General features: G+C 31.7%; 22 protein-coding genes and 2 pseudogenes. 3 read left to right on the top strand and 21 right to left on the bottom strand.

The genetic code is table 11. From position 1 onward, the window contains the following. Positions 1 to 44: 44 nt before the first annotated feature. From C1I91_RS12340 to C1I91_RS12310, 7 genes and pseudogenes are all read right to left on the bottom strand, one after another. On the bottom strand, positions 45 to 1,190 hold the full coding sequence (locus C1I91_RS12340; protein ID WP_128213154.1) for an RNA-guided endonuclease InsQ/TnpB family protein: 1,146 nt from the start codon (positions 1,188 to 1,190) through the stop codon (positions 45 to 47). Continuing rightward, a pseudogene (locus tag C1I91_RS12335) lies at positions 1,168 to 1,631 on the bottom strand (MerR family DNA-binding transcriptional regulator). Before C1I91_RS12335 ends, C1I91_RS12340 begins: the two are co-directional and overlap by 23 nt. Before the next feature lie 244 nt (positions 1,632 to 1,875). Next, positions 1,876 to 2,361 (bottom strand): GNAT family N-acetyltransferase, encoded by a 486-nt coding sequence (locus tag C1I91_RS12330; protein WP_128213153.1) that lies wholly within the window; start codon positions 2,359 to 2,361, stop codon positions 1,876 to 1,878. A 365-nt stretch (positions 2,362 to 2,726) separates the two neighbouring features. Further along, entirely contained in the window at positions 2,727 to 4,160 is a 1,434-nt protein-coding gene (locus tag C1I91_RS12325; protein ID WP_128213152.1) for an ethanolamine ammonia-lyase reactivating factor EutA, read from the bottom strand. Positions 4,161 to 4,288: 128 nt separating this feature from the next. Then, positions 4,289 to 5,014: a CPBP family glutamic-type intramembrane protease gene (locus C1I91_RS12320; RefSeq protein WP_128213151.1), complete on the bottom strand. Its 726-nt coding sequence runs from the start codon at positions 5,012 to 5,014 to the stop codon at positions 4,289 to 4,291. Positions 5,015 to 5,093: 79 nt separating this feature from the next. Next, complete coding sequence (locus C1I91_RS12315) at positions 5,094 to 5,507, bottom strand: GNAT family N-acetyltransferase (RefSeq protein ID WP_128213150.1); 414 nt, start codon at positions 5,505 to 5,507, stop codon at positions 5,094 to 5,096. Between the two features lie 154 nt (positions 5,508 to 5,661). Beyond that, the gene (locus C1I91_RS12310) at positions 5,662 to 6,153 is read right to left on the bottom strand and encodes a GNAT family N-acetyltransferase (RefSeq protein WP_164880516.1); all 492 of its coding nucleotides are present in this window, start codon (positions 6,151 to 6,153) and stop codon (positions 5,662 to 5,664) included. A gap of 260 nt (positions 6,154 to 6,413) precedes the next feature. Between C1I91_RS12310 and C1I91_RS12305 the strand changes: the two genes are divergently transcribed. Further along, complete coding sequence (locus C1I91_RS12305; protein ID WP_128213148.1) at positions 6,414 to 7,268, top strand: aminoglycoside phosphotransferase family protein; 855 nt, start codon at positions 6,414 to 6,416, stop codon at positions 7,266 to 7,268. A gap of 267 nt (positions 7,269 to 7,535) precedes the next feature. Here the strand turns inward: C1I91_RS12305 and C1I91_RS12300 are convergent, their stop codons facing one another. From C1I91_RS12300 to C1I91_RS12240, 14 genes and pseudogenes are all read right to left on the bottom strand, one after another. Further along, positions 7,536 to 8,375 carry a MurR/RpiR family transcriptional regulator gene (locus C1I91_RS12300; RefSeq protein WP_128213147.1) on the bottom strand — a complete coding sequence of 280 codons (840 nt, stop codon included), beginning with the start codon at positions 8,373 to 8,375 and terminating at the stop codon, positions 7,536 to 7,538. Between the two features lie 15 nt (positions 8,376 to 8,390). Continuing rightward, complete coding sequence (locus C1I91_RS12295) at positions 8,391 to 9,149, bottom strand: PHP domain-containing protein (protein WP_128213146.1); 759 nt, start codon at positions 9,147 to 9,149, stop codon at positions 8,391 to 8,393. Beyond that, on the bottom strand, positions 9,146 to 10,258 hold the full coding sequence (locus tag C1I91_RS12290) for an ABC transporter ATP-binding protein (protein WP_128213145.1): 1,113 nt from the start codon (positions 10,256 to 10,258) through the stop codon (positions 9,146 to 9,148). The genes C1I91_RS12295 and C1I91_RS12290 overlap by 4 nt, the downstream gene beginning before the upstream one ends. 1 nt (position 10,259) lies before the next feature. Then, entirely contained in the window at positions 10,260 to 12,056 is a 1,797-nt protein-coding gene (locus tag C1I91_RS12285; RefSeq protein WP_128213144.1) for an ABC transporter permease, read from the bottom strand. 263 nt (positions 12,057 to 12,319) lie between these two features. After that, positions 12,320 to 13,495 carry an extracellular solute-binding protein gene (locus C1I91_RS12280; protein ID WP_128213143.1) on the bottom strand — a complete coding sequence of 392 codons (1,176 nt, stop codon included), beginning with the start codon at positions 13,493 to 13,495 and terminating at the stop codon, positions 12,320 to 12,322. Between the two features lie 314 nt (positions 13,496 to 13,809). Beyond that, positions 13,810 to 14,517, bottom strand: coding sequence for a hypothetical protein (locus C1I91_RS12275; protein ID WP_128213142.1), 708 nt, complete (start codon positions 14,515 to 14,517; stop codon positions 13,810 to 13,812). Positions 14,518 to 14,719: 202 nt separating this feature from the next. Next, positions 14,720 to 14,854 (bottom strand): hypothetical protein, encoded by a 135-nt coding sequence (locus C1I91_RS29385; protein WP_275051656.1) that lies wholly within the window; start codon positions 14,852 to 14,854, stop codon positions 14,720 to 14,722. 223 nt (positions 14,855 to 15,077) lie between these two features. After that, positions 15,078 to 15,998 (bottom strand): prenyltransferase/squalene oxidase repeat-containing protein, encoded by a 921-nt coding sequence (locus C1I91_RS12270; RefSeq protein ID WP_128213141.1) that lies wholly within the window; start codon positions 15,996 to 15,998, stop codon positions 15,078 to 15,080. A gap of 76 nt (positions 15,999 to 16,074) precedes the next feature. Beyond that, positions 16,075 to 16,512 (bottom strand): MarR family winged helix-turn-helix transcriptional regulator, encoded by a 438-nt coding sequence (locus C1I91_RS12265; RefSeq protein ID WP_128213140.1) that lies wholly within the window; start codon positions 16,510 to 16,512, stop codon positions 16,075 to 16,077. 85 nt (positions 16,513 to 16,597) lie between these two features. Next, positions 16,598 to 17,530, bottom strand: a complete 933-nt coding sequence (locus C1I91_RS12260; protein WP_128213139.1) for a hypothetical protein — start codon at positions 17,528 to 17,530, stop codon at positions 16,598 to 16,600. A gap of 60 nt (positions 17,531 to 17,590) precedes the next feature. Continuing rightward, positions 17,591 to 18,430 (bottom strand): helix-turn-helix domain-containing protein, encoded by an 840-nt coding sequence (locus tag C1I91_RS12255; RefSeq protein ID WP_128213138.1) that lies wholly within the window; start codon positions 18,428 to 18,430, stop codon positions 17,591 to 17,593. 218 nt (positions 18,431 to 18,648) lie between these two features. After that, complete coding sequence (locus C1I91_RS12250) at positions 18,649 to 19,854, bottom strand: tetratricopeptide repeat protein (protein ID WP_128213137.1); 1,206 nt, start codon at positions 19,852 to 19,854, stop codon at positions 18,649 to 18,651. 268 nt (positions 19,855 to 20,122) lie between these two features. Continuing rightward, a complete protein-coding gene (locus C1I91_RS12245; RefSeq protein ID WP_128213136.1) occupies positions 20,123 to 20,401 on the bottom strand; it encodes a DUF3892 domain-containing protein in 279 nt (92 codons plus the stop codon). Positions 20,402 to 20,896: 495 nt separating this feature from the next. Next, positions 20,897 to 21,961, bottom strand: a pseudogene (locus C1I91_RS12240) (IS630 family transposase). 134 nt (positions 21,962 to 22,095) lie between these two features. On the opposite strand from C1I91_RS12240, the gene C1I91_RS12235 reads away from it, so the two are divergent. Continuing rightward, positions 22,096 to 22,971 (top strand): LysR family transcriptional regulator, encoded by an 876-nt coding sequence (locus tag C1I91_RS12235; protein ID WP_128213135.1) that lies wholly within the window; start codon positions 22,096 to 22,098, stop codon positions 22,969 to 22,971. A gap of 104 nt (positions 22,972 to 23,075) precedes the next feature. Then, positions 23,076 to 24,017, top strand: a complete 942-nt coding sequence (locus tag C1I91_RS12230; RefSeq protein WP_128213134.1) for an NAD(P)H-binding protein — start codon at positions 23,076 to 23,078, stop codon at positions 24,015 to 24,017. Positions 24,018 to 24,025 lie beyond the last annotated feature (8 nt).

Raw genomic sequence — 24,025 nt, 5'->3', positions numbered from 1 at the left:
CTGCGTAACGCACAGTACATATCAGCACTATCTTGTTAGTGATATTATGCTGATTTTTTATACCTTGAAAGATTTATTGACGCATTTTTGTCCCTATCCATCCGAGCATTACATGATGGACAAACAAAAACTCTGTCTTTAAGTTTTAAATCTTTCTTTATTACGCCACAACAAGAACAAGTTTTGCTTGAAGGATAAAACCTATCTGCTTTTACAAATTCAATGCCATTAAATTTACTTTTATATTCTAAGATAGTAATAAACTTATGGAAACATTGTTCTTGTATAGCCTTTGATAAGTGTTTATTTTTAAGCATACCCTTTACATTTAAATCTTCAACAACTATTCTGCTTGGCTTGGTTTTCACTATTGCAGTTGTTGTTTGATGAATATGATTTAAACGTATATTTGAAAGCCTTCTTTGAATAAGTTTTAATTCTCTTTCGAGTTTTTTAATATTATTAGTTTTAGTAAATTTATAACGGTTTTCACCTTCCTTTCCTATTCGAATTTTTCCATCTTCATATTTTCTTGAAACTTGTTTCTGCTTTCTTTTTAACTTCTTTTTTAGTCTTTTCACTTCTTTAGCTTTATTAATATTTTTAAATGGTTTATCTATATTTGAAACTATTGCTAAATCTTTTAATCCTAAATCCACACCTATTGATATATCTGTATTTTCTGTTATAGTTTCTTCTTTTTCTATGCCTATAGATATATACCAAAACTTACCGTCAAAACTTATTCTTGGATTAATATATTTAATATCTGTAGGTATTTGCTCTACTGTTTTAATCCAACCTACTTTTTCAATTAATACTAAATTTTCTTTAACTTTTAGTTTATCTGTATCATTATAGAATGAAGGTTTGCTTTTTCTTCTGCTCTTAAATCTTGGTTTATCAGCTAACCCTTTAAAGAAATTTTTATAAGCATTACAACCATCTTTTACAGCCTGTTTGGCTACATTATTAGATACTTCATTAAGCCAGTTAAGTTCTGATTTCTTTAAAATAGTTAAATCTTTTCTTAAATCTCCATCTTTTATAAACTTGCCACCATTTTTGTGATTTTCTTCTTGTCTTGCAAGTGTCCAATTATAAATATATCTTGAAGTACCAACAGACTGCCATAATTTTTGTTCTTGCTCTATATTCGGAATAATTCTAACTTTCTTCGCCAGTATCATTCTCTAACAGCTCCCTAATCATTTTCTTTGCTTTATTGGCTCTTTTGCCTTGCAACCTACAACTAAAAACTGTAACAATTTGAATTAAATCCTCAACTAATTCCTGTTCTTCTGTTTTTTCAGTGTTATCTATGATTTCGATATCAGTCCCATACTTATCACATAGATTTTCTATTATTTCAAACCCAAATCTCAGTAACCTATCTTGCTAAATCATCTTTTTGTTTATTACTTGATACTCTACAATATCCAATTACTTTTCTAGTTCTCTTAACAAGTGGCACTTGCAAAACTTGATTAATTTGTAGTTCAGAATAATAACGGTGTCCACCTTCTTGTTATATTATGTGGTTTTAACTTTACTTCATTATCCCACAATCTTAAAGTTTGAATACTTTTTCCCACTAATTTTGAAAATTGACCAATTGTATAATACTTCATGCTATCACCTCTTTACACATATTATGACAACATAAAACTAACAATATTCCAATATATTTTAGTGGGTTTTAGTAGGTGTTTTAAAACTGTTGTATGCCCCCTTATAACCGCTTTTAACTTCAATTAAATATATGTACTATACGAATAATAATTAATACATGGTAAAACTCTATGTCATTGGATTCTTTAATAAGCAATCTTTACATTTTCTTATAAGCTTATGAAGTTCAAAGATAGTTCCAGCCTAATCAAGAATCATAACTGAGAATCCAATATTACCAAACTTAGAGCTTCTCTCAAAAGAACTAACTTTTTTAAAGCCAGTTCTTTCATATACTTTTACTGCTCTGCTGTTAAAATCTGCTACAGTTAGTCTAAAGGCCTTTGCTGCAAATTCATCTTTAGCAAAATCTAGGATAGCCTTAAGGAATCCAACACCTAGTCCACAGCCGCACAAATCAGGCTTCATCCCTAAACCAACATCAGTATAATCCTTGCAATCATAAGCTCCAAAGATATTTCCTATTGGAACCTGAGCATCTTCCCCAAAACAACAGTACCCTATAATATTATTTTCACTATCAAAAACTGTATAATAATCTCCCTTAAGAAGTTCTCTTACACACTCTTCACTTTTATCCATGCTATATATTGAATACGGTGCTTCATACACCCATTTTGTGATTTGTTTTACGTTCTCAAGGTTAATCTTCTTTATATCTAATTGCATATTAAATCCTCCTTTGCTTTAGTAATTATTTAAAATGGTATTTTCAAATTCTCCTCTCTAAAAGTAAAGGAGTCTTAAAAATGATTTTAGGGTTGATTTTGTATCTTATAGGTATCCTTTACGAAAACTTAATTTATACATGTTTGATAATCCCGGCTTCTGGGGATCATCAGGCATGCATAAATTAATAGTTTAAGTTGGATACCTATACTATAGGGAATCTTTATGAAAAATTAATTTATACTTGTTATAAAATCCCGCCTTCTTGGGATTTTTTTGCATGTATAAATTAGTAGTTGAAGTTGGTTCCCTATATCTCTAAATTAAATCTATCAAAATACAGCTTCGTAAATTATCTGAAAGCATTATTTTGAGTCTAAGGATTGAAGTGCCACATCTTTATAAACCAGCGTCTTAATAACTACTGGAATAGCATTACCTATGGGTAGTCCTATATCTATGTAATCTCCATTTTTTGTAGAGATTTTATCTAGGCATATAATTTGTCTTTTATCTTTAAGCATCAAAGAAACTATCTGCCCTAAGGCTTTTGCAAAGTCATTTTCTAGTATTACAATTATTGGCCCATCTATTTCTTTATAGAGCTTTATAATTTCCTCAGAAATTACTTTTAGTTCCTTATAGCTTGGACTCTTAGGCCCTATTAAGGAAAATGCTACTGTAGTATTTTCATAAAGACTAAGCTGTTTCTTTCCCTGAGAAAATATTTTGTTTATATTCTCTTCGGCAGTAAAAGGTTTAATTATAGGTATATTCTTAATAGGTAATATACTTTTATCAAAGGCAATCGTACTTCCGCTTATGGTTAATGAGTGATTTCCTGCTCCTATAACCGTTGCCCTTATTCTTTCCTTGGGCAGTATGATTTTGTCTTTATATTTATTAAAAGCTTCACTTATGCATATACCTAAAAGTGGTCCTATGTCCTTGTATATTGCTAAATCTTCAAACCTGGTGACTTCAATACTCGTCCCTATATATTCTGCAACCCCTCCAGAAAAGCTTATAACATCAGCTGTAAACACCTTAGGCTCTTCAGTTATGAATAATCGCTTTGTTTCCTTGGTTAATTCACTTAAGCAAGAAGCTTCTAGTAAGCACTGGACCAACTTTAAGCACAAAGCTTTAAGCTCCAGTAAGCTTATCTGCTCTCCAAGTTTTATGTCTAGATTCATAAGCTTTAAGAGAAATTCAATTCTTTCAGAAATATAAATAACCTTTCCTTCATGGTCAAATCTAATAAGTCTGCCACCAATATCTAAAGCAAAGGTCTCTTCGCAGCTGCCACAATTGAAAACTGCTACGTTTGTTGTTCCTCCTCCAATATCAAGATTTATTACCTTCTTATTGAGCTTCTTAGACAACTCTGAGGCTCCTGCCCCTTGTCCAGCAAGCAGTGCTTCAAGCTTAGGTCCAGCTGTGGCTACAACAAAGCTTCCTAAGTATTCAGAGAGCTTTTCCGATACCTCTCTAGCATTTTCCTTCCTAGCAGTTTCACCTGTGATAATCACAGCTCCAGTAGAAATACTATTTTTCTCTACACCACTTTGTTTAATTGCTTCCTCTACCATCACTTTTATTTTTTCAAAATCTATGGTCACAGTATCTAAAAGAGGTGTAAACTCAATGGGACTTTTATATATAACTTCCTTGCTTTCAATAATGGTCTCTTGGACTAAGGAAGCTCCTATGATGTTTTTGAGCTTTAGCTTGCTTAAGATAATTTCAGTAGTTGAAGTTCCAATATCTACACCTATGCTATATATTACATTTTCCAAAGCACTTCTCACCTCTTTACAATATGACTAAAGCTTATACCTGTTATATTGTTAACCAATATTTGTAATGTATCCATTATTAAATAAGAGCATCTCTGGATTTGGCCACTCTTCAATTTATAAGAGTGCTACTTGCTCATTGCTTTCATGGTTTCAAATAATGCTGGAGATATAGAAGTCATTAAGATTTGAATACTTGTTGCAAAATCTAAAACAGCGTGTCCTATCATCAATGGCTGTAATTTTCTATTTTTATAATAAATAATCACCAATACCAAGATCAAAGGCAAGAATGACAAAAATCTAAACAAGATATGCTTATAATCATATAGAAGTGGAATAAAACTATGTTGTAACCCATAGAAAAATACTGTATACACAACTGCTAATATTTTATTACCTGTAATTTTTTCAATTCTGTTTAGTGCATAGCCTAAATACAAAGGTAGTTCAGCAAATACAACGGTAAGTGGCAAAAGTATAACATTTATTATTGAGAACCAAACAGGAAGTGGATGTATCATTGTCACTGGCACATAACCATAAATCATAAATGCAAATCCATACATTCCTCCCAACCCTAATATAAGCATTGCTACAACAATCAATAAAGTATGCTTCAGATTTCCTTGCCTACCTTTGTTAAAAATCAATTTTTTATATGTAGTGCCTTCACTTCTACATACTGCCATTAATACAACAATAGTAATAATATTGCAAATGGTACATATAACTGACCACCATTGGCTTGCTTGCTCCAAGGTTTGATTGGTTGCTATTGCAAATAATAATCCAACTATAATAAATAAAAGGCTTCTGAATATCGGTAGTATGAATGGAATAACTTTTTTCATTTCATATTCTCCTCACTATTCAATAATATTAACTTAGTAAATAATCATTTTAATTAAATCATATCTTGCCACTTAAATTTCATTTCAATATAAGCTTTCTCATACCATAACCTGAAGAATCATCTGGAATCTTCTGAAATCCCATTTTTTCATAAAAGGGCTCTTTGCCCTTTGCAGCAATAAGTTGAACGGTAGCTCGTCCTCCTATTGTAGTAATGCTATCTGCATGCTTTAATATCATATTAATTATGTTTTTCCCAATGCCTTTTCCTTGATACTCAGGCTTTATAACCACATCCACAACTGTGTAATATATTCCATCTCCAATTAATCGTCCCATACCAATTGGTTGCTCATCCTTAAATGCAACAACAGTATATATACTATTTTTAATTGCTTGTTCTGCTTGTGCTCTTAAAAAATTCTTCCATCTTACACTTTCTCTTAACTCATAATAGTCACTGTATTGTAAAACATTTTCTTTATATACCATGTCTTTTTCTCCTCTCTTAAAGTGTTTTTAATTTATTTATTACTTTAGCATTTTATATTCTTGTCCATGCTTAAAATTATGTTGAATCAAAGTAGTTGCATAGTAGCTTTTCAGTTAAAATCAGATTATTTTTCCAGATTAAATCCATATAAGTTTATTTAACTTTTGCATATATTATATTGTCAAAATAACCATTCTGGAACTTAACAACCTTTTTTAGTAGCCCTTCTTTTTCGAAGTTATTTTTTATTGCCACTTTTTCACTTGCTTTATTTCTGGGGTCCATCCTAATCTCAAGTCTTACTAATTTAAGCTCTTCAAATGCAATTTTCTCTAATGCTTTTACTGCTTCAGTTGCGATTCTTTTATTAAAATATTCTCTATCTACAAAGTATCCCAACTCTCCAACGTGGGAATTTTCCTTATCAATCCTTATTTCACAGCCACCAACTAAAATATTATTATATATAATAGAAAAATTATATTCTAAATTGTTTTTTCTTTTGTGCTCTCTTCTTTCAAGCCACTTTCTCTCTAAATCAATACTTTCAGGAATTGTAGCATAATAGTATTCAAACTTTCCCTCTGTCAGTATTCTAAAAAAAGCTTCTGCATCAGAAATTAATGGGTAACGCAGTTTTATCATATTTTCACCTTCTACAATTATTTTCCGCATACTCAATTCACAGTATTTTACTAATATGTAATATATACATTATACATGAAATTTCCACTTATATACATTAGCAGAAGATATCTTTGTCATTATATTCTATAACTATCTAAAAACTGTAATAAGACCTAATTGAAAGCATAATTAATTTAGTATATAATATTATTAATTTCCATTTATGAGAATTATATACCAATAAGTGTTTTACTACTAATTGAATCGAGGGATAGACAATGATATTAGGAGAATTATTAGGAAGCGGTGGCTCCAGTGAAGTATACGCATATACTGAAGATAAAATTGTAAAGTTGTACTATGAAGGTTATCTCAAAGATAATGTAGTGTGGGAGTTTGAAAAAACTAAGAATGCTGGTGATCAAGGGCTACCTGCTCCTAAAGTTTACGAGATGATTGAGCATGATGGACGATATGGTATTGTGATGGAACGTATTGATGGAACTTCTTTCATGGACTGTATGTATCAGTTTATAATTAACTTTGAAGGAAGAGAGATTACTGGAAACGAAGTGAATCAGTCACCTGAAATGAACTATGTAATAAAGGAAACAGCTCGTCTGTTATACAACTTACATTGTACTAAGGCTGACTTAATGGATACAATGAGTAGCTCAATGACTAGAATGGTAGAAAATAATACATACTTGACCTCAGAAGAGAAAGACTATGTAAAAAATATGATTGATGCCTTACCGCAAGGAGATTATGTCTGTCATGGTGACCCAAATCCAGGTAATATTATAAAAACCAATGATACTACCCGTCTTATTGATTGGGTTAGCTGTGTTAATGGACATCCCCTATATGATCTTGCCGAATATATTCTTATGTTTGAATATGGTGAGCTACCACCGGATACTCCTGCTTACATTATAGAGTTTATTAGTAAGAACAACCAAAGTATGATTGATATATTCTTAAATGAATATAGTCGTCTATCCAATTTAGATTTGACTAATATTGATGCTTTTATAATACCAATGTTAGCTTCCAAGTTAGGCGGAGGAAGTTCAGAAAGACAAAAAGAGTTTATTTTAAAGAAAATCCGTAGTGGTTTGAACATTGCATAAAACACAAATTTTTTAGCAGAATAATGTCAACTAATACTCTTATTAGTTAGCATTATTCTGCTTTTTATTTTAGCTTCATTAATCACTTTATGATAACAGCCTACTATTACTTACAGTACCTTATAATTTACAAGTAAAATACCATACTTGATTTATAAGCTAACATTATAGCATCCCTTTCTACATTCATAATTATTAGTGACATCTAAGTGCTTTCCTAAAATAATCAATTTGCATCTGCACACCTATTCTAGACTTAGGCTATGTTTAAACCTTCTTAGGCAGTAGCTTTTGATAGGTATTTCTAAGCTCTTGAAGCCTTTCTAAGTTAACTAAAGACTGCTCTTTTCGCTCCTTACCTACAGCTACAATTATGCTTTCAATTAAGGCTAGTGGTGCTAGCATGGAGTGAAACTCCCAAAGTTCTCCTCTAGCGGAATATAACTTAAAGGTTGCCTTGTCAAGCATAGAGCTTACCATTAGATCTGTTATTAAAATTGTCTTGCAGCTTATCTTTTCTGCTAGATCAAATAACACCTTTATTTCTGGCGATTCGTGAACAAAGCCAAAGATCAATATTGTATCTTCGGGCTTTATGTGAAGTAAATCTTCATAAAGTTCATGTCCACTACTTGTTAACTGTTTTACCTCTATTCCAAAGCGCTTTAATCTAAATTCTAGTAAAGAGGTTAAAGAAATAGCTGGTCCTGTGCCATAAAGATGCAGCATCCTGCATTTATCTATAGCTTCTACTATATTTTGAAAATCCTCACTGTCTAATTTATCTACAGTCTGCTTTAAATAGTTTGAGCCTGCCATTATAGCTTCTGATAACATATTGTAACTATCCATCTTTTCAAAGGCAATTTCAATCTTTGTAGCAGGAGAAACAGAACTTTGTCCTTTTAAGTATTCCTTAAATTCCTTGAAGTTTTTAAAACCTATTGCCTCCCAAAATCGAGATACTGAAGAAACACTTACCTTACACTTGTCAGCTAGATCTTTTTCTACCATGTAGGGAATTAGCTCTACATTCTGCATGATATAATTTGCGATTTTCTTGTGATTTTTAGTAAACTTTTTATCTGAAAAGTTTAGTTCTATCATAAACTTCCTCCAACATTAAAGAGCTTCGAGTTGCTTTTTTAAAAGGCTTTTAATCATGGTTGCAGCCTTTATTTTTATTCTTAAATTAGGAGAAATAAATAAGGAATATCTTTCTGCACCTATTTCCTCTTTTATCTCTTTAACTGTATTACATTCCTTTTCAAACACAGTCATAACACTTCCTATTTGCAAGTATTGATGAGTATCGCTGCCTGCAACTACTGGAACCTTATGCTTCTCGCCCAAGTTCTTTACCATACTAGTCATTTCCTCTACTCCATAGACATACAAATCTTTTCCATTTAAATCAAAGCCATGGAATTTATTTAATAGTTCTGGAGCTGCCTTGTATAGAGGATGATCTTCTCTAAAGGGATGAGAGCCTATAATCAGAATATCATATGGTCTACACAATTCAAACAATTTTTCAAGAGCAATAAAGTTACCCTTTGTGTCATAACCATTTAAAGCCTCTCTTAGCATCCTTATGTCCTTTAGGTTCCCAATCACCAAAACATGGGCCTCTTCTGCTACATCCACCTCCATGCCAGTAAAGGCTTTAAAACCGTCAACATCATAGTAATCATTTGTATATTCATAATACTGATCTAAGGTATCATAAACTGCTGGAAAGTTAGTGGTATTAAAGTGTTCTGTAATAGCAATAGCTGTTAAGCCCTCCTCTCTTGCTTCTTTAATCAATTCCTTAAAATTTTCTATGTCAAATGCTGTTTTCTTAGATAACTTAACGTGTGAATGAAAATCTATCTTCATACTTTTTCTCCTTTAATCATAACGTTTAATAATTTTCCTGATTCTTTATCATAAATATTTACTTTATTTTGCTTATATGATATCCATAAGTTTGAATCAACTTCATACTCCTTCTCACCAACAACTAAGGCTGTTATAAGCTGTTGCCCAACCATTAGCTGTACTTGAGTTTGTGGTCCTGCTGGAAACACTGCAACTACAGTGGCGCTAAGACAATTACTTTTAGCTTTCTTATGTATTTTTATGTCTTCTGGCTTTATGGTTAGTATCACTTGCCTTTGAGAACTTTCTAAAGCTAGAATACTAAGAGTTCCAAAGCTAGATTTTATAACTCCATAACCTTCAGCCTCTTCATAAATCCCATCTATTATGTTTAAAGATGAATTACCTATGAACTCTGCCACCTGGATATTGCAAGGGTTCTTATATAACTCCCTTGGCTTTGCAACCTGTGCTATTTGTCCATTCATAAAAACTGCTACCTTGGTAGATAAGGTCAAGGCCTCGTGCTGATCGTGAGTAACATATATAATTGTAGTTTTTAACTCCCTATGAAGTCTTTTTAATTCATTTCTCATTTCAACTCTAAGCTTTGCATCCAAGTTGGAAAGTGGCTCATCCATTAACAATACCTTTGGCTTAGTAACAATAGCTCTAGCTATGGCAACTCTCTGTTGCTGTCCACCGGATAATTCTGTTGGATATCTTTCACTTAAACTTTCAATCTGCATTTTCTTTAAGACCTCTAGAGCTAAACTTTTTATTTCTGCTTTGGGAATCTTTTTTATCTTGAGACCAAAGGCTATATTTTCATATACCGTCATATGAGGCCAAAGGGCATAGCTTTGAAACACTAAGCTCAGATCTCTCTTTGAGGAATCTAGATGATAGCTATTTTCCCCGTTATCTACTTCCTTATCATCAAAAAAGATCTTTCCTTCCTCTGGATTCTCTAAGCCTGCTATTATTCTTAAGGTTGTAGTCTTCCCACAACCAGATGGTCCAAGAAAAGTCATAAACTCTCCATCCTCTATATTCAAATCTATGTTTTTAATCACCTTATTATTGTCAAAATATTTACTTATGTTTTTTAACTGAATACTGCTCATCTTAACGACCAATTCCTTTCGTTAATTCCACTTTTCCAAAAACCGTAGCTATAAGATATACCATGAGAATTATGAATATGGTAAATACCAATATTGCGTTTGTCAGCTGGGTAAAGCTTTTTTGAGTATAATAAAAATTCAAAGTGGTTAAGGTTTCTGTTTTTGGTGTAACTAATAATACTATTAGCTCCATCTCTTTCATGGCCCCAATGAATACTAAAAGAAAGCTGGTAAATATGCTTTTCTTGTTTAAAGGCAATATTACTTTTTTAAACCTAGTAAACCAGCTAGCACCACTGATTTTGGCCACCTCCTCAAGCTCTTCTCCAATTTGAAGTATAGCACTACTTCCCACTCTAGTAGTAAAAGGAAGTTCTTTAACCACAGTGATTAATATGATTAAGGCTAATGTTCCATACAGTGCTGGCAGGATAAAGGTAGGCTTCGCAAACATCACAATATATATTGATGACAAGGAAATTCCAGGTATAAGATAGGGTATAAAGGATATCTTATCTATACATTTCGATAACCTGCCTCCCTTTCCCCTTGCAGTAACATATCCTAATATAAGTCCTATAACTGCAGCTATTACAGCTGAAATAATCGCTATTTCTAAGGAGTTTTTTAAACCTACCAAAAAGGTTTCGTTTTTAAAGATTCCAGGTTCTCCTGTATTGATATCGTATATGGAATCCCCTATCCAGTAATGTAGGGTTAGATTACTTAAGCTTATCACACCATCTCTAAGTAGAAAGGTTTGAAGTAATATAAATATCAAAGGCACTATAGAAATCAAAAAAAGAAATACTAATATCGCTATAGAAATTAATCTTCTCCCTTTACCTAAAGGAACGAGTCTTTGCACCGTAGCCTTTCCTGTAACTGTAGCATAACTTTTCTTCTTACCTACAAGCTTTTGGTTAATAGCTATGGCCAGCATTGAAATCACTATTAATATTAAGCTTAGAACATTGGCCTCTGTTACCATCCTTGAGCGCATACTGCTATATAACATGGTTGAAATAGTATAAAACTTCACTGGTGCACCTAAAAGCTCTGGTACTGCAAAAGAGCTTATTGCCTTGCTGAAGATAAGTATAAAGGCAGAAAGAATAGATGGCAAAACCATAGGAAAAACTATTTTTTTCAATATATGAATTCTTCCTGCTCCAGAAACCCTAGCAGCTTCTTCAAGCTGACTGCTCATAGAGCTTAATGCAGCACCAACTATGAGATAAAAATATATGCTGTCATGTATGCTTAAGGATGCAACTATAGGCACAAAACCATAGGATATATAATCCGGAGGATTTATGTGAAATAGCCCTTGAATAATCCCTATGCTTCCTCCAATTTTTGAGTTTTTGAAAATAGTTAGCCAGGCCATGGAAATTACCCAAGATGGAAATAAATAAGGAATTATGACTAAGAATCCTATCAGCTTCTTAAAGTGAATATCAGTACGACTTACTATCCAGGCAAGACCTGAGCCAATTACCATGGAAATCAAAGCTACCACTAAGCCTATACCAATAGAATTAATTAGTGGTTTATAAAATAAAGCTTTGCTTACATCACTATATATAACTCTGAGCCAATGATAAAAGGTAAACTCACCAGGAATGGCCCCTGCTACTAAACGTACATCTTCCTGCTTCCATTGAAAAGTAGATAAAACTATCTTAAAAAATGGAATGAGTATGGTATAAGCAAGAAAACTCAGGGCTATTAAAGAAACTATATTTATGGGACTGCTCAAATAGTTGATTATTTTATTTCTTGTTCGGACCTTCAAGATACTATCCTCCCCATGCTATATTTATGTAACGTATATTATAACAAGCTGTTCTAAACCATTTTATTACTAAGCTTAGCTAACAAAACTTTTATATTGATCTTAATAATAAAAAACTCAGATAAGCTTGTTATGTTGCCATACTACTTCATTAATAGATGTACCACTTCTTAGTAAGCTTCATATTTTCAACTTATCCACTGTGAAACCAGAGAAGTTTTGAAAATAAATTACTAATGGAAGTGATACATATTTAAATAGCTTTATTTTTGCTTAATCCAGAAATCTCTTACCTTAGGTGCTGTTTTATATAGCTTTTCTCCGTCAAAATCCCAAAGCTTTAAATCTTCAAATTTTATATCATTTTTTGATTGAACATCATTCCTTGGCACCCAAGAGCCAATTGTATTGAATTGATCTGCACCAGCTGCTTTTCCATCAGCTTCTCCCATAATCCAACGAGTAAATAACTTTCCTGCACTTTCATGAGGTGCATTCTTAGCTAAATACAAATAACCTGGGTCTGGTACAGAAGTCTTTGGCTTTATATCATAAATTGCATTTACATGCCAATTCTTCTCCTTTATTTTACTCATATCTCCTGATACAGATATGCCTACTGCCTTATTGCCAGACTTTGAAATTGCATCAAGTACATCATCGCTGCCCTTAAGTGCTACTAATCCATTTTGAAATAATTCTTTTATGAATTCATAGCCTGCATTTTCAGTGCCATTTAAGGTTATATCTTTACCAAACTTCTCTTTATAAGCCTTTGCCATATCATCACTGTTAATAACCATTGTTGTATACAAATCCATAAAGGCCGGTGAACTTAGTGGATCTACAGCATAAACTTTTCCTTTCCATTCAGCAGTAGTCAAGTCCCACCAATTTTTTATAGGAGCTTCTTTGAAATCATCTGTATTGTAAAATACAGTTCTAAACTCTATGTAGTTAGCGTAAGCTGGAGATTTTGTTTTGAAAGGCTCATCCACATGAGAAGCTATATCCTCAGGCAAATACTTTATATAACGGCCTTGCTTTACCATCTCTTCTTCCACAGCACCGCTTACCTCTTTAGTTATAATCACATCTGGATTGTAAGTTCCCGCATCCTCTTCACTAGTAACCTTGTTCATCATTTCATCAGACTTAAGTTTACTAACCTCTACCTTAACTCCAGGGTATTTTTTTTCGAAAGACTTCTTTGCATCATTGGCACGAGCAGAAGTTGAGTAAACTACTACCTTGCCTTCTTTCTTAGCTTGTTCATACAACTGATCTACTGACTCCGTTTTAGAAGTACTGGTGCTCTTTTGTTGATTAATAGTTTCCTTTGAAGCTTTTTCACTTCCACAACCTGTGACTGCCGAACTTATGATTAGCATTGCAGCTATGGATATCATTGTTCTTTTTGATAAAACTCCTCTTTTCATAAACTAACCCCTCCAACATATTTTCTTTGCTTCCACAATTTCAATATAAAGAAATAATGTTAATTTTAAATTAAAACAAGGTTTAGTTTTGGTAAAAAAATATTATTTTATTCACTTTGAAATAAAATTATCATTTTTGTATAAAAATAAAGCTTAGATAACTCGTCTAAGCTTTATTTTATAAATCTATATAATTTATCCTTCTAAAAAAGAGTTTATCTTGTCAATAGGATAGATATTGAAACAATCTTTACTACCTATATGAATGTATTTAAAAAATGTTGTCATCAATTCGTTGAAGTCTCTACAAAAAACTAAATTTCTTTAAACTTTGCTCCAAACACTCCCACTTTTAGATTGTTTTCTTTTAGTAACTGCTTTGCTTTTTTGCAAAGTGCTAGAGAACTAAATAAATTTACTATTGGAATTAACGATAAAAATAGATACATAGCCGTCTTTTCTCGAATTACCTTGGAGGCAATTATTAGCCTTACAGTTCCGTTTAGGATAAATAGGTAGTTCACCAATGCCAATATAGAAATGATGACTCCTATTATTATTGATACATAGGCTGCTAATGGAAAGGTTAAAAGTATTGCTCCAGGTAAAAACGACAACGCCAAAAAACATATCAAAATATACGCTACTTGTACTCTCATGCTATAAAGCATCAATGCTGCTAAAACAGCATATATTATGTTTATTATAGTGAGATAAATACCAACCTTTGTCAGCCCTAATCCTTTATCAATTCTGCTTAACTCTACTGAATTACTACTATTTCCAACTTTCTTAAGCCTTGAATATGAAAAAATATTCATATCCGCAATTAAGAGGATATATATTATGCCTACTAAAATGCAGAATATCATTAAGCCTAAGTTGTCCATAAAATTATGTGGCGTAAATATAATAGCAAACAATGAATACGCTAGATTAACTACTATAAAGCATACTGATGCCGGAAGTACTGATAGTAATAGTATAGTTAAATTAAACTTGAATCTTTTTAACTTCCTCATAATTATTGAAATTATAAGGAAAAAAATTATTATTATACTTATCAGATTTAAAAAAATCATATTATATAAAATCCCCTTTATCTTTTAATGCTAGGCTCGGTTAATATGATGTGTTGAAATTATTAAACAGTTTAAAGTTAATTCTAGATGTCTTACACATATCTCTTTTTATCAGTACAAAGCTCCATTGCCATTAATGCTATCATTTTGATTTACCAGTAAAAAATGAATTTATATAGTTTGTTAACACACCTAATTTACTGTTTGGATAAAACTTAAAAGAAACAACTAAAACTACAATCAAAATTACTATTGCTAATACATCTTTATAATCCATTAATATTACTCCTTAAGAATTACACTTAAACCATTCAATTATTACTTTATTTTAAGGCTTAAGTACATTATATTGTTAGCAGATTACTGTCAATACATATTATACCACTAAAAAAACCTCACTAGAACATACTTCAGTGAGTTTCTTTCATATTTCATGTCCTAATGAGTACAAGGAAAACCTTGTATTCCATATGTTTTTATAATTAAACTTAAATTAGTAACTATTGAATTCTCATAAAACTTTTTAAAAACCTTGCTCTTTCAATGGCCTTGGTAGCTTTCCACCAATTTAAACTGATTACTGCTTCCTTAGGATATTTATCGTTATTTTCAAACCAGGACCAAGAAATTGGCCAAACATCATTTTGAGGTAAAGTGTCATGTAGGAAATCTAATTCTACATTAATGATTTCTTCATTGCCTTGGTAAAAAATACTATCCTTCGATTTTATATAATCTGATGGTCTATATCCATAATAGCACCACTGCTCTGGATTTCTTTGAATAGAACCATTGACTAACTCCTTAAGTCGTAGTTCTAATTTATCATAGTCGTAGCCTTCAAGCTGTGCTTGTTTCATAGAATTTACTAGGGAAATATAACCTGTTGGCCCCATATCTCCATGCTCGTCACTAAATAATTTTTCTATCATTTTCTCCATAAGTTCCATCACAGCAGGATATGTTTTTGAATCACGATAATGATCTATAATAAATGAGGAGAACCCTAAAATGACCCCTGTACTTTCTATTTTATTATAGTTTTCATCATAATTATGAAAACTAGCATGTGGATAATTTCTATTGGTAATGACAGTAAAGGTGCAACCTTCTGGGAAGTTCAACTCAGTATCGATATATTTTTTTATACCTAGATAGATTGGGTGCTGCATATCATCAAATTCAATGTCTTTAAGTATGTTTAAGGCAAATAGTGTAGCGTAGGGCGATGAATTTACATCCCAGTTATCAGGATCAATTGCATTTCCAAATCCACCATCTTCGTTTTGATAATATATTAATGCATTAATAACATCTTCTTTTGTTCCATTCTCAAAATGAAATTTCCATATTGCAACCTCAAGTTCCCTTGCATTTCTATGAATCCATGCTGCTATAGGCTTTAAGCTAACTTTTTTCATTATTACTTCCTCCAAAACTTTTAAAGGTGTACCATTTCCTTTGAAAATATATTTTCATTCTGATTTATGCATTTAATTATAGAACATTACAAATTTCCTTATGGATACGAAGTAATGTATCTATATCCTTTGCTGATAACTTTTCTAGTGCTGAAGCCATAGCTAAGTATGAGCTAGGGTTTTGAATTGATTTCTTTGATATTTCTTTACCTTTATCAGTTATACTAAAGTTATTTTCACTAATATCTTCTTGAGAGGATTTTTGTTCAACTAAACCAAGTTTAATAAGTTCTTCAATACTAATAGTAGCTACACTTTCAGAAATTAACAATTGTTCCGTTATCTGTTCAAAGGATATTAGTGGAGTAGCATAAACAGTATTCAATATACCTATCTGCTGCAATGTTAACCCTAAATTAGCTGCATTTTGCTGTGTGTATTTTGCTAAGGCTTTGCTAATCATCATAAATGATTGAACAACTTCAGTAGCCTGTCCTATTTTAATATTATCCATAAAAATCTCTCCTCAAAATATAGTTCAAACGTTAATAATTTATATTGTTGCTATATTGCATATATTTAATCAAAAGTTATGTTTTCTATAAGCAGTTAAAGTCTTTAAGATACATTAAGTTTTTCAAAATCACATTAGCCTTCCACCAGTTTTTGCTTATTGCCCACTGTTCAGGATAATCAGCCCAGTCCCAGGTTATTGACCAGGTACCTTCTGAGCTCAAGGTATCTATAATAAAACTAACCTCGTAATCCGAAAGTTCCTTATTGTCCATGTAGAAAACGCTTTTAGGGGTGACCATAAATTGTGAAGGCTTACACAAATAAGTATCCTTCCAAGCTTCTTTATCTTGGCCAATTGTTACTTTCACCTTTTGCTTTAACCTATCAAGCATCATATCAGTGTTGAAAAGTTCAGTTACTCCAGCCTTTCTACAATACTCATAAAATCTAATAAAGCAAGCTATTTGGTGCATGCTTTCTACATTATCAGTATTTAAAAATAAATCAACTGCTTTTTCTGCTATTTCAAGTGCCAATTTATAAAGCTTTGTTTCCTTATCTTCAAAGTATAAAATAAAACCAACGAGAGCTATCGTAGGATTGTAACCCCAGTTTTCAATTACATTTTCTCCATAAGTCCACCAGGGTGCATGGGGATAGTCATTATTACTAGGTGTTGCTGCAAGCCAGTACCCCTTCTTAAAATCCTGTTTGCTATCCAGATATTTTAATATACCTTTAACTATTTTATTATTTTTATCAGTAACCTCTAATTCATACAAAATTTCAGTAGCACACCAAGTTTGAATAGGAGTAGAATTTATATTCCAGCTATCAGCTTCAAGCGCATGTCCAAAACCACCATCACTATTCTGATAAGCAACTAAAGCTGCCAATACCTCTTCTTTAGTCCCTTTTTCAAAATGATATCTCCATCTTGCTAGGTCCAAGGGCCTTGCATTCCTATAAATCCAATTTCTTATTTGCACAAATTGTTCCTTACTAAGTTTATCCATATTATCACCTCAAAACTATTCTATTAAAAGCATCATTCATTGTATTGTAAAAATACGACATCATCTTTTCTTAAAAGTAAAAGCTCTGGCAGCTCTTGGAGTCATTGTATGATACTTTTTAAAATCTCTAAGCAGATGAGCTTGATCCACATAAGCATATTTAGAAACTAAGTCTTGAATGCTTATGCTATTACCTCTTATGATATCCTGCCAAAGATACTGATAGCGAATAAGTCCAGAAAGCTTCTTCGGCGACACCCCTACATATTCTAAAAATAGCCTTTCAAGCTGTCTCTGACTAATAGTTGTAAAATTCAAAATCTCACTGATACTAGCTGTACCCTTTGATTGTAGTATCTTATACACAGCATTCATCAAATTATTATTTTGCTTATTTATGTTAAGTCTCATAAGAAGATAATCCTGTACCTTTCCTACCCTATCAACGATACTAGTGCTAGCTAACAATATATGTTCTAAAGCATTTTTAAGATTCTTAAAATAAACTTCAGTTTCGGTAAATGCATTTAGTGCCTTATTCATAGCTTCATCAGAAAATAGAGGTACAGCCCAGCAATAAAACCTGATAGCGAAACATGCTATTGTAGCTGAACTTTCCTGCTTTTCTGTAATAAAAGATGTATCATTTATTCCACAAAATATATCCATAAGCTGATTTTTACTGATATCAATATCAAAGATAATATCCATGCAGGTATCAGGGATCACAATGCTGCTTTCTAGCTTTAAAGATGGATTTTCTGTGTAGGGTTTTGGTGTGCCCCAGAAGCAACGTATATATGGCTTTAAAGCTTGGCAAGGCTCTATTTCAACATAGGTTTCGTTTCTATTAAAGGGAGTGGCTGTGATTGGATAATAAATATCACTAAGTTTAAACATGTAGTAGCACCATCCTGAGTATGTATTTCATCAATTTTCAAATATTATATACATATTATACCATGCAGGTCTAAGTCATTTAATAAATTTTTTATATTGCAAGTTTTAGTAAGGATGCTATTAACTTATATAACTTAATAGTGTATTTAAATGAAAAATTGAAAAGTAGCGAGATAGTGATAAGGTGAATTTATATCTTTGTATTGTATTATTTTTTACTATTCTTCCGATAAAAATCCTTGTTTTTTAGTTAGTAGAAAGTAATCCGGCATATTGGCCAATCTACTTGTAAATTCTTTAATTTTATTATAGTCTTTGCATTTTTCATATATAGATATAATATCTCTATAATTTTCATACATCATATTAAATTGTTGAAATTCCTCAGCTATATCTATTGCCAACTGAAATACCATTATACTTTCTTCTACATAACCAAGTTTATATAAAACTCTGCCCTTAGTATTTAAAGTATTAGGTAATGTTTTCTTGTCAACTTTATTTTTTAATAACTGTGCTTTAGATATATATTCTAAACTTTCGTCGTATTTCTCAATCTCATAATAATATTCACCTATATTATTGTACAAGTATGATAATAAAATATCATCAGAATCTGCTAATTCATCAACTAAAGCAAAATACTCAGCTATTGCTTCTTTATAATTCTTTAGTTCCTTTAATACATTAGCTTTAACTAATCTAGCATTTCTTACAAATGTTCTAGGTGCATTATTAGATTTATTTAATATTGACTTATCTAAAACCTTTAAACATTTATCATACTCTTTAGTCTGTACATAAACCAAAGCTAGATCATGATTGGCCCAAAAAAACGTTTCCTTTAACTTTTCATTCTTATATGAATATGATAATGCTTGGTTAAAATAATAAACAGCTTCATCATAAATACTTCTCTTCAATTTACATAAACCAAGTTGCTTATAAATATAGGCTTGCTCATTTTCGTCTTTAAGTTCTTTATACTTTCCAAGGGCATCAGAATATCTAATAAATCCATTGTAATAATCCTTATCTTTTACATAGTCTTCTCCATCTAACTTATATAATAAAGCTAGTGATTCGTCTAGATTAAACCTATCAGCAATTTCTATTAATTTTTCATAACATTGATGCCCATTTTTATTATCTTCTAATTTTCTCTCTATGTAATATCTGGCATCCTCCTCTGGCTGCCTTGAAAAATATTCATCATCAATATCAAGGTTTACAGATTTCTTACTTGCAATTTCTTTAAATCTCGATACTAACTTTTGTGAACTTGCTTTACTTACATTTCTTTTTCCACTCTCCATCATACTTATGAAAGCTCTCGTCATATTTGGTAACTCTAGATCAGATTGATTAACCATAAACCTTTTTCTCATCAGTTTAATTTTTTCATTTGGACTACAAAAATTCACGTAAAACACCTCTTTTAACTTATCATAGTTTATACATTTAATTATAAGTATAATAATATTTGTTAAGAACTTAAATACAAAATTGTTAATTATGTCAAATTTTACACTAACCTATTTGCTAGAGTTAACTGGTAAGTATCTGATTAGAAACTCTGTGATTTTATCTTGAAAATTAGTCTACTCTCTATTATACTGTCGATGATATTTACCGATTTCACTTCTGTATAACAAAAGAAGCCCTTAATCCAGAGCTTCTTTCCTAAATGCTTTATTGAAAATATTGCTTCAAGTCTACCTTATCGTCCCTTACTTCAGTCTGAGGTAGATTGTTCTCGCCATCTTCTCCTTCTGATAGACAATTAAGGTAGTCTTCTCCAGTACTATCAGTCACTATCTCTACATCTTTTATTACGCCTTGCTTTGCAAATCCAACTGCATCGCTAGTAGAGATTTCATCTCCATTGTCCAGTTCATAGGATATTACTTTACCCTTTTCATTCTTGATGATTCTAACTATTGTGTGTCCAAGTCTTGTATCTATAGTCATATTCTCATTCCTTTCATAAATTAATACATATTAAGTTTAAGCATTTATCTGTTGCCTATACGTAATCTTAGTTGATTTATGATAATTTCCTTAAAGTACTAGTTTTACTTTCATTATTATATACTTTCTGCTGTTTACCAATAGTTGTACAGTTTATATTGTTTATGCCCAATCATGAGTAAGCTTATATTTGCCTAAATAGCTAAGTTTGCTACTGTATAATATTTCAACTTTAGCTACTAATTCATATATGTTTAAAAATCATTAATAGATCTTATTTTCAAGACTCCTCTGAGTTCTGATAGTCCACATATAATTTTAAAACTTTAATAAGATTTGACATTATCATTATGTTATTATAAGCTCAAAAAGTACTAAAAAATGAAGGTTTCTATTCATATTAAAGGGTGAACTTAGCTATTAGCTATCTTTAATACTAGAATAAGAAAGCTTTCTTTAAATAATTTATTTAATATATATATTTCAATAAAACTTCTACATTTTAATGCATAGCCTGTCTATGATTTCTGTAGGGGTTTTATTTATATGTGTAATAAACCTTTGCACTGCTTCGCTTACCCTAGATAAGGTAGGATAGAATGCATTATTAATTATTCTTGACTTAAGCCACCCCCATAACCCCTCTATCAAATTAAGTTCTGGACTATATGGTGGTAAAAATACTAACTCTAATCTATTTTTATTCTCATATAAAAAGGGCTCAAGTAGTTTTGCATGATGTATTCTTGCATTATCTAGTATCATTACGATTTTACCCGTAGGGTATTGTTCTAGTATACACTTTAAGAATCTTTCAAATACAACTGCATCATACCTCTCATGCTCTTCACAATATACTTTTCCTGTACCATAATCCAATATCCCTATTAATTTTACTCCAGCATTTTTACCGTAGGTTGGGATTTTACGTCGCTGACCTTTCTTAAACCAAGTTTTCTGTATAGCTTGATAGTCTCTTATCATGGATTCATCTTCGAACAGAAGATGCGCTAGCTCCCCATTAATTAGTTTTTTTTTAGGTCTTCAAAAGTTACCTTAAATTCTTCTTGCTTTTCTTTATCAGCTTTTTTTTAGTACGTAGGTTGGTCTTGTATAGCTTAGATTTAATCTATGCAAAATTTCATGGATTCCCCTGTGACTCATGGTTATACAAAATGTTTTAATCACCCACTGCCTAATTATTTCAATAGTCCAGTTTTTTCTAGATTCAAACCCGACTTCGTCAGGAGTTTTATTTGTTACAATTTCAACTATCATGGCTTCTTGGTCTTTACTCAATTTTCTGGGAGCTCCTGTACTATGCTTCATTACTAAGCCTAGCAATCCTTTAGCTTTGTAGTTTTTAATGTAGTCTCCGACTGTATGTTGATCTAAAGAAACCATTTTAGCAATATCAACATTTGAAGCACCTTCCAAGTGCCTTAATATTACTAGGTATCTTTTATACATTCGTACATTTTTAGTTTCCTTCATAATTGACTTTAATTCATTAATTTTTTCATTTAATTCTAATGTATTATTTGAATAAATATTATCCATATAAATCACAACCTTTTAAATATTATTGTAATTATTTTGCACTTATTTGCGATTTATATATTTGGTAATATTCTACTATGAATTTTTATTATTGAAATTTATATAAATATTTTAAAATACAGGTTGAGGTTAGCATGAATATTGAAAAGATAAAATATTTTATTGATCTTGTGGAATGTAGAAATTTTACTGATACAGCAAAGAAGAATTATGTGTCGCAGACTACTATTAGTCAACATATTGCATCTATTGAAAAAGAGTTTGGCATGCAGCTCTTTGATAGAAAACAGATTCCTATCGAGCCCACTGAAGCTAGATGGTTATTTTACGGTGAAGCGGTTATACTTTGGAAGCAGTACAATAATATGAAGGCTAAGATGGAAAATTATCAAAGGGATCATACTCAAACCTTAGCCATAGAATATGCTGCAGTAACAGATATCAAAAGTATATTAAAATTCATACCACCCTTTAAAGAAAATAATCCGAATATTAAAATTGAGCTAAATAAAGTTTTACTTAAAGACGTATCAGAATTTCTGCAAAAAGGAATATATGATGTCGCAATAGCCTTTGACTCTGAGTTTAAAGGAAAAGAGGATATTTTAACAAAGACCTTATATAGTGGAAGTTATTATGCTGTTGTGTACAAGCACCACCCCCTATATGATAATTCCTCTATATCAAAGGAAGAACTCTATGGTTACCCTCTTGTGATGCTCAGTCCAGAAGCTATCGGTAATTCTTATTATTTAATGATAGAGAATGCTATAGAGGATGGGTATGAACCTAATATACTTAGAACTGCAGATGATGTGGAAACAGAGCTATTTTACATAGTAACAGATAACTTAATTGGATTCTTCCCAGAGAATTATAATCTTACATATATGAGAGATGAAGTACGTTTAATCCCTCTTCAAGACTCTCACCATACCTTTAAGATAGAGATTGGCTACTTAAGGGACAATAGAAATCCTGCTTTGAAACTATTCCTAAATCAACTATAAATTGGTTTTCCCAATGGCTCATAGCTTTTTTGTATTGGACTTTAGTTATTTTTTAACATAACATAATATTATAAAGTTGTAAAAAGAAAGGTTTGTTGTATATTATGGGTAAACTATTATTAACTGGAGTAGATGGAAACTTAGGAAAACAAGCTGCTGATTATTTATTAGAGTTAGTTGGTAAGGATCAAGTAATTTTTTGTGGATATAATCCAGCATCCTTAGAAGAGTATAAAGCACAAGGCATAGAAACTCATGTAACCAACTTCAATGTAATCGATGGTCTTGAAGAAGCTTTTGCAGGAGCAGATAAATTAGCTTTAATATCAATGCCTTTTGTTGGTAAGAAACGTCAAAACGCACATAAAAACGTTGTAGACGCCGCTAAAAAAGCTGGTGTAAAACAAGTTATATATACTTCATTGGTAAATGCTGCTGATGAAACAAATCCAAGTATTGAAAAGATTGACCATGCGTATACTGAAGCTTACATAAAAAGCGTTGGATTAGACTTTATCTTCCTTAGAAATTCACAATATGCTGAAGCTATGATAACAAATTACTTCACCTTTGTAAAAATGAATCAACCATTACAAAACAGCCAAGGTGATGGAAAAATGGCCTATATATCTCGTAAAGACTGTGCAAAAGCTGTAGCTTATGCCTTAGCATCAAAGGACTATCATGAAGCTATTCTTAATATCAATGGAGCTGAATTAATGACAATGGCAGACTTCGTAGCATATGGAAATGCAGCCACTGGCAACAATGTAACTTATAAAGCTATCACTGATGAAGAAAACTACGCTATTTTCGATGCAATGGGAGTTCCAAGAACAACTGATGGTACCTTTAAAAAGGACTCAGAAGCACCATTCTCTTCTGAAGGTATGGTTACATTTGCTCAAGCAATCCGTTTAGGAAAAATGGATTCCTTTACTGATGACTTTAAGAAGCTTACTGGACAAGATCCAATTACCGTTAAATACATGTTTGAGCACGCAGATGACTTCCAGGTTGGTGAACGTCATTCATTAGATGCTTAGTATTATTA

Origin of the sequence: Clostridium manihotivorum (assembly GCF_004015185.1) — a bacterium.
Classification (GTDB): domain Bacteria; phylum Bacillota; class Clostridia; order Clostridiales; family Clostridiaceae; genus Clostridium_AR; species Clostridium_AR manihotivorum.
The sequence above is the reverse complement of the archived record's forward strand: the minus strand, read 5'-3'. Positions and strand labels throughout refer to the sequence as shown.

Bases quoted from the DNA above. Each gene is read 5' to 3' on its own strand.
- C1I91_RS12340 (WP_128213154.1), bottom strand. From the start codon at position 1,190: ATGATACTGGCGAAGAAAGTTAGAATTATTCCGAATATAGAGCAAGAA.
- C1I91_RS12330 (WP_128213153.1), bottom strand. From the start codon at position 2,361: ATGCAATTAGATATAAAGAAGATTAACCTTGAGAACGTAAAACAAATC.
- C1I91_RS12320 (WP_128213151.1), bottom strand. From the start codon at position 5,014: ATGAAAAAAGTTATTCCATTCATACTACCGATATTCAGAAGCCTTTTA.
- C1I91_RS12315 (WP_128213150.1), bottom strand. From the start codon at position 5,507: ATGGTATATAAAGAAAATGTTTTACAATACAGTGACTATTATGAGTTA.
- C1I91_RS12310 (WP_164880516.1), bottom strand. From the start codon at position 6,153: ATGATAAAACTGCGTTACCCATTAATTTCTGATGCAGAAGCTTTTTTT.
- C1I91_RS12305 (WP_128213148.1), top strand. From the start codon at position 6,414: ATGATATTAGGAGAATTATTAGGAAGCGGTGGCTCCAGTGAAGTATAC.
- C1I91_RS12300 (WP_128213147.1), bottom strand. From the start codon at position 8,375: ATGATAGAACTAAACTTTTCAGATAAAAAGTTTACTAAAAATCACAAG.
- C1I91_RS12295 (WP_128213146.1), bottom strand. From the start codon at position 9,149: ATGAAGATAGATTTTCATTCACACGTTAAGTTATCTAAGAAAACAGCA.
- C1I91_RS12290 (WP_128213145.1), bottom strand. From the start codon at position 10,258: ATGAGCAGTATTCAGTTAAAAAACATAAGTAAATATTTTGACAATAAT.
- C1I91_RS12280 (WP_128213143.1), bottom strand. From the start codon at position 13,495: ATGAAAAGAGGAGTTTTATCAAAAAGAACAATGATATCCATAGCTGCA.
- C1I91_RS12275 (WP_128213142.1), bottom strand. From the start codon at position 14,517: ATGAGGAAGTTAAAAAGATTCAAGTTTAATTTAACTATACTATTACTA.
- C1I91_RS29385 (WP_275051656.1), bottom strand. From the start codon at position 14,854: ATGGATTATAAAGATGTATTAGCAATAGTAATTTTGATTGTAGTTTTA.
- C1I91_RS12270 (WP_128213141.1), bottom strand. From the start codon at position 15,998: ATGAAAAAAGTTAGCTTAAAGCCTATAGCAGCATGGATTCATAGAAAT.
- C1I91_RS12265 (WP_128213140.1), bottom strand. From the start codon at position 16,512: ATGGATAATATTAAAATAGGACAGGCTACTGAAGTTGTTCAATCATTT.
- C1I91_RS12260 (WP_128213139.1), bottom strand. From the start codon at position 17,530: ATGGATAAACTTAGTAAGGAACAATTTGTGCAAATAAGAAATTGGATT.
- C1I91_RS12255 (WP_128213138.1), bottom strand. From the start codon at position 18,430: ATGTTTAAACTTAGTGATATTTATTATCCAATCACAGCCACTCCCTTT.
- C1I91_RS12245 (WP_128213136.1), bottom strand. From the start codon at position 20,401: ATGACTATAGATACAAGACTTGGACACACAATAGTTAGAATCATCAAG.
- C1I91_RS12235 (WP_128213135.1), top strand. From the start codon at position 22,096: ATGAATATTGAAAAGATAAAATATTTTATTGATCTTGTGGAATGTAGA.
- C1I91_RS12230 (WP_128213134.1), top strand. From the start codon at position 23,076: ATGGGTAAACTATTATTAACTGGAGTAGATGGAAACTTAGGAAAACAA.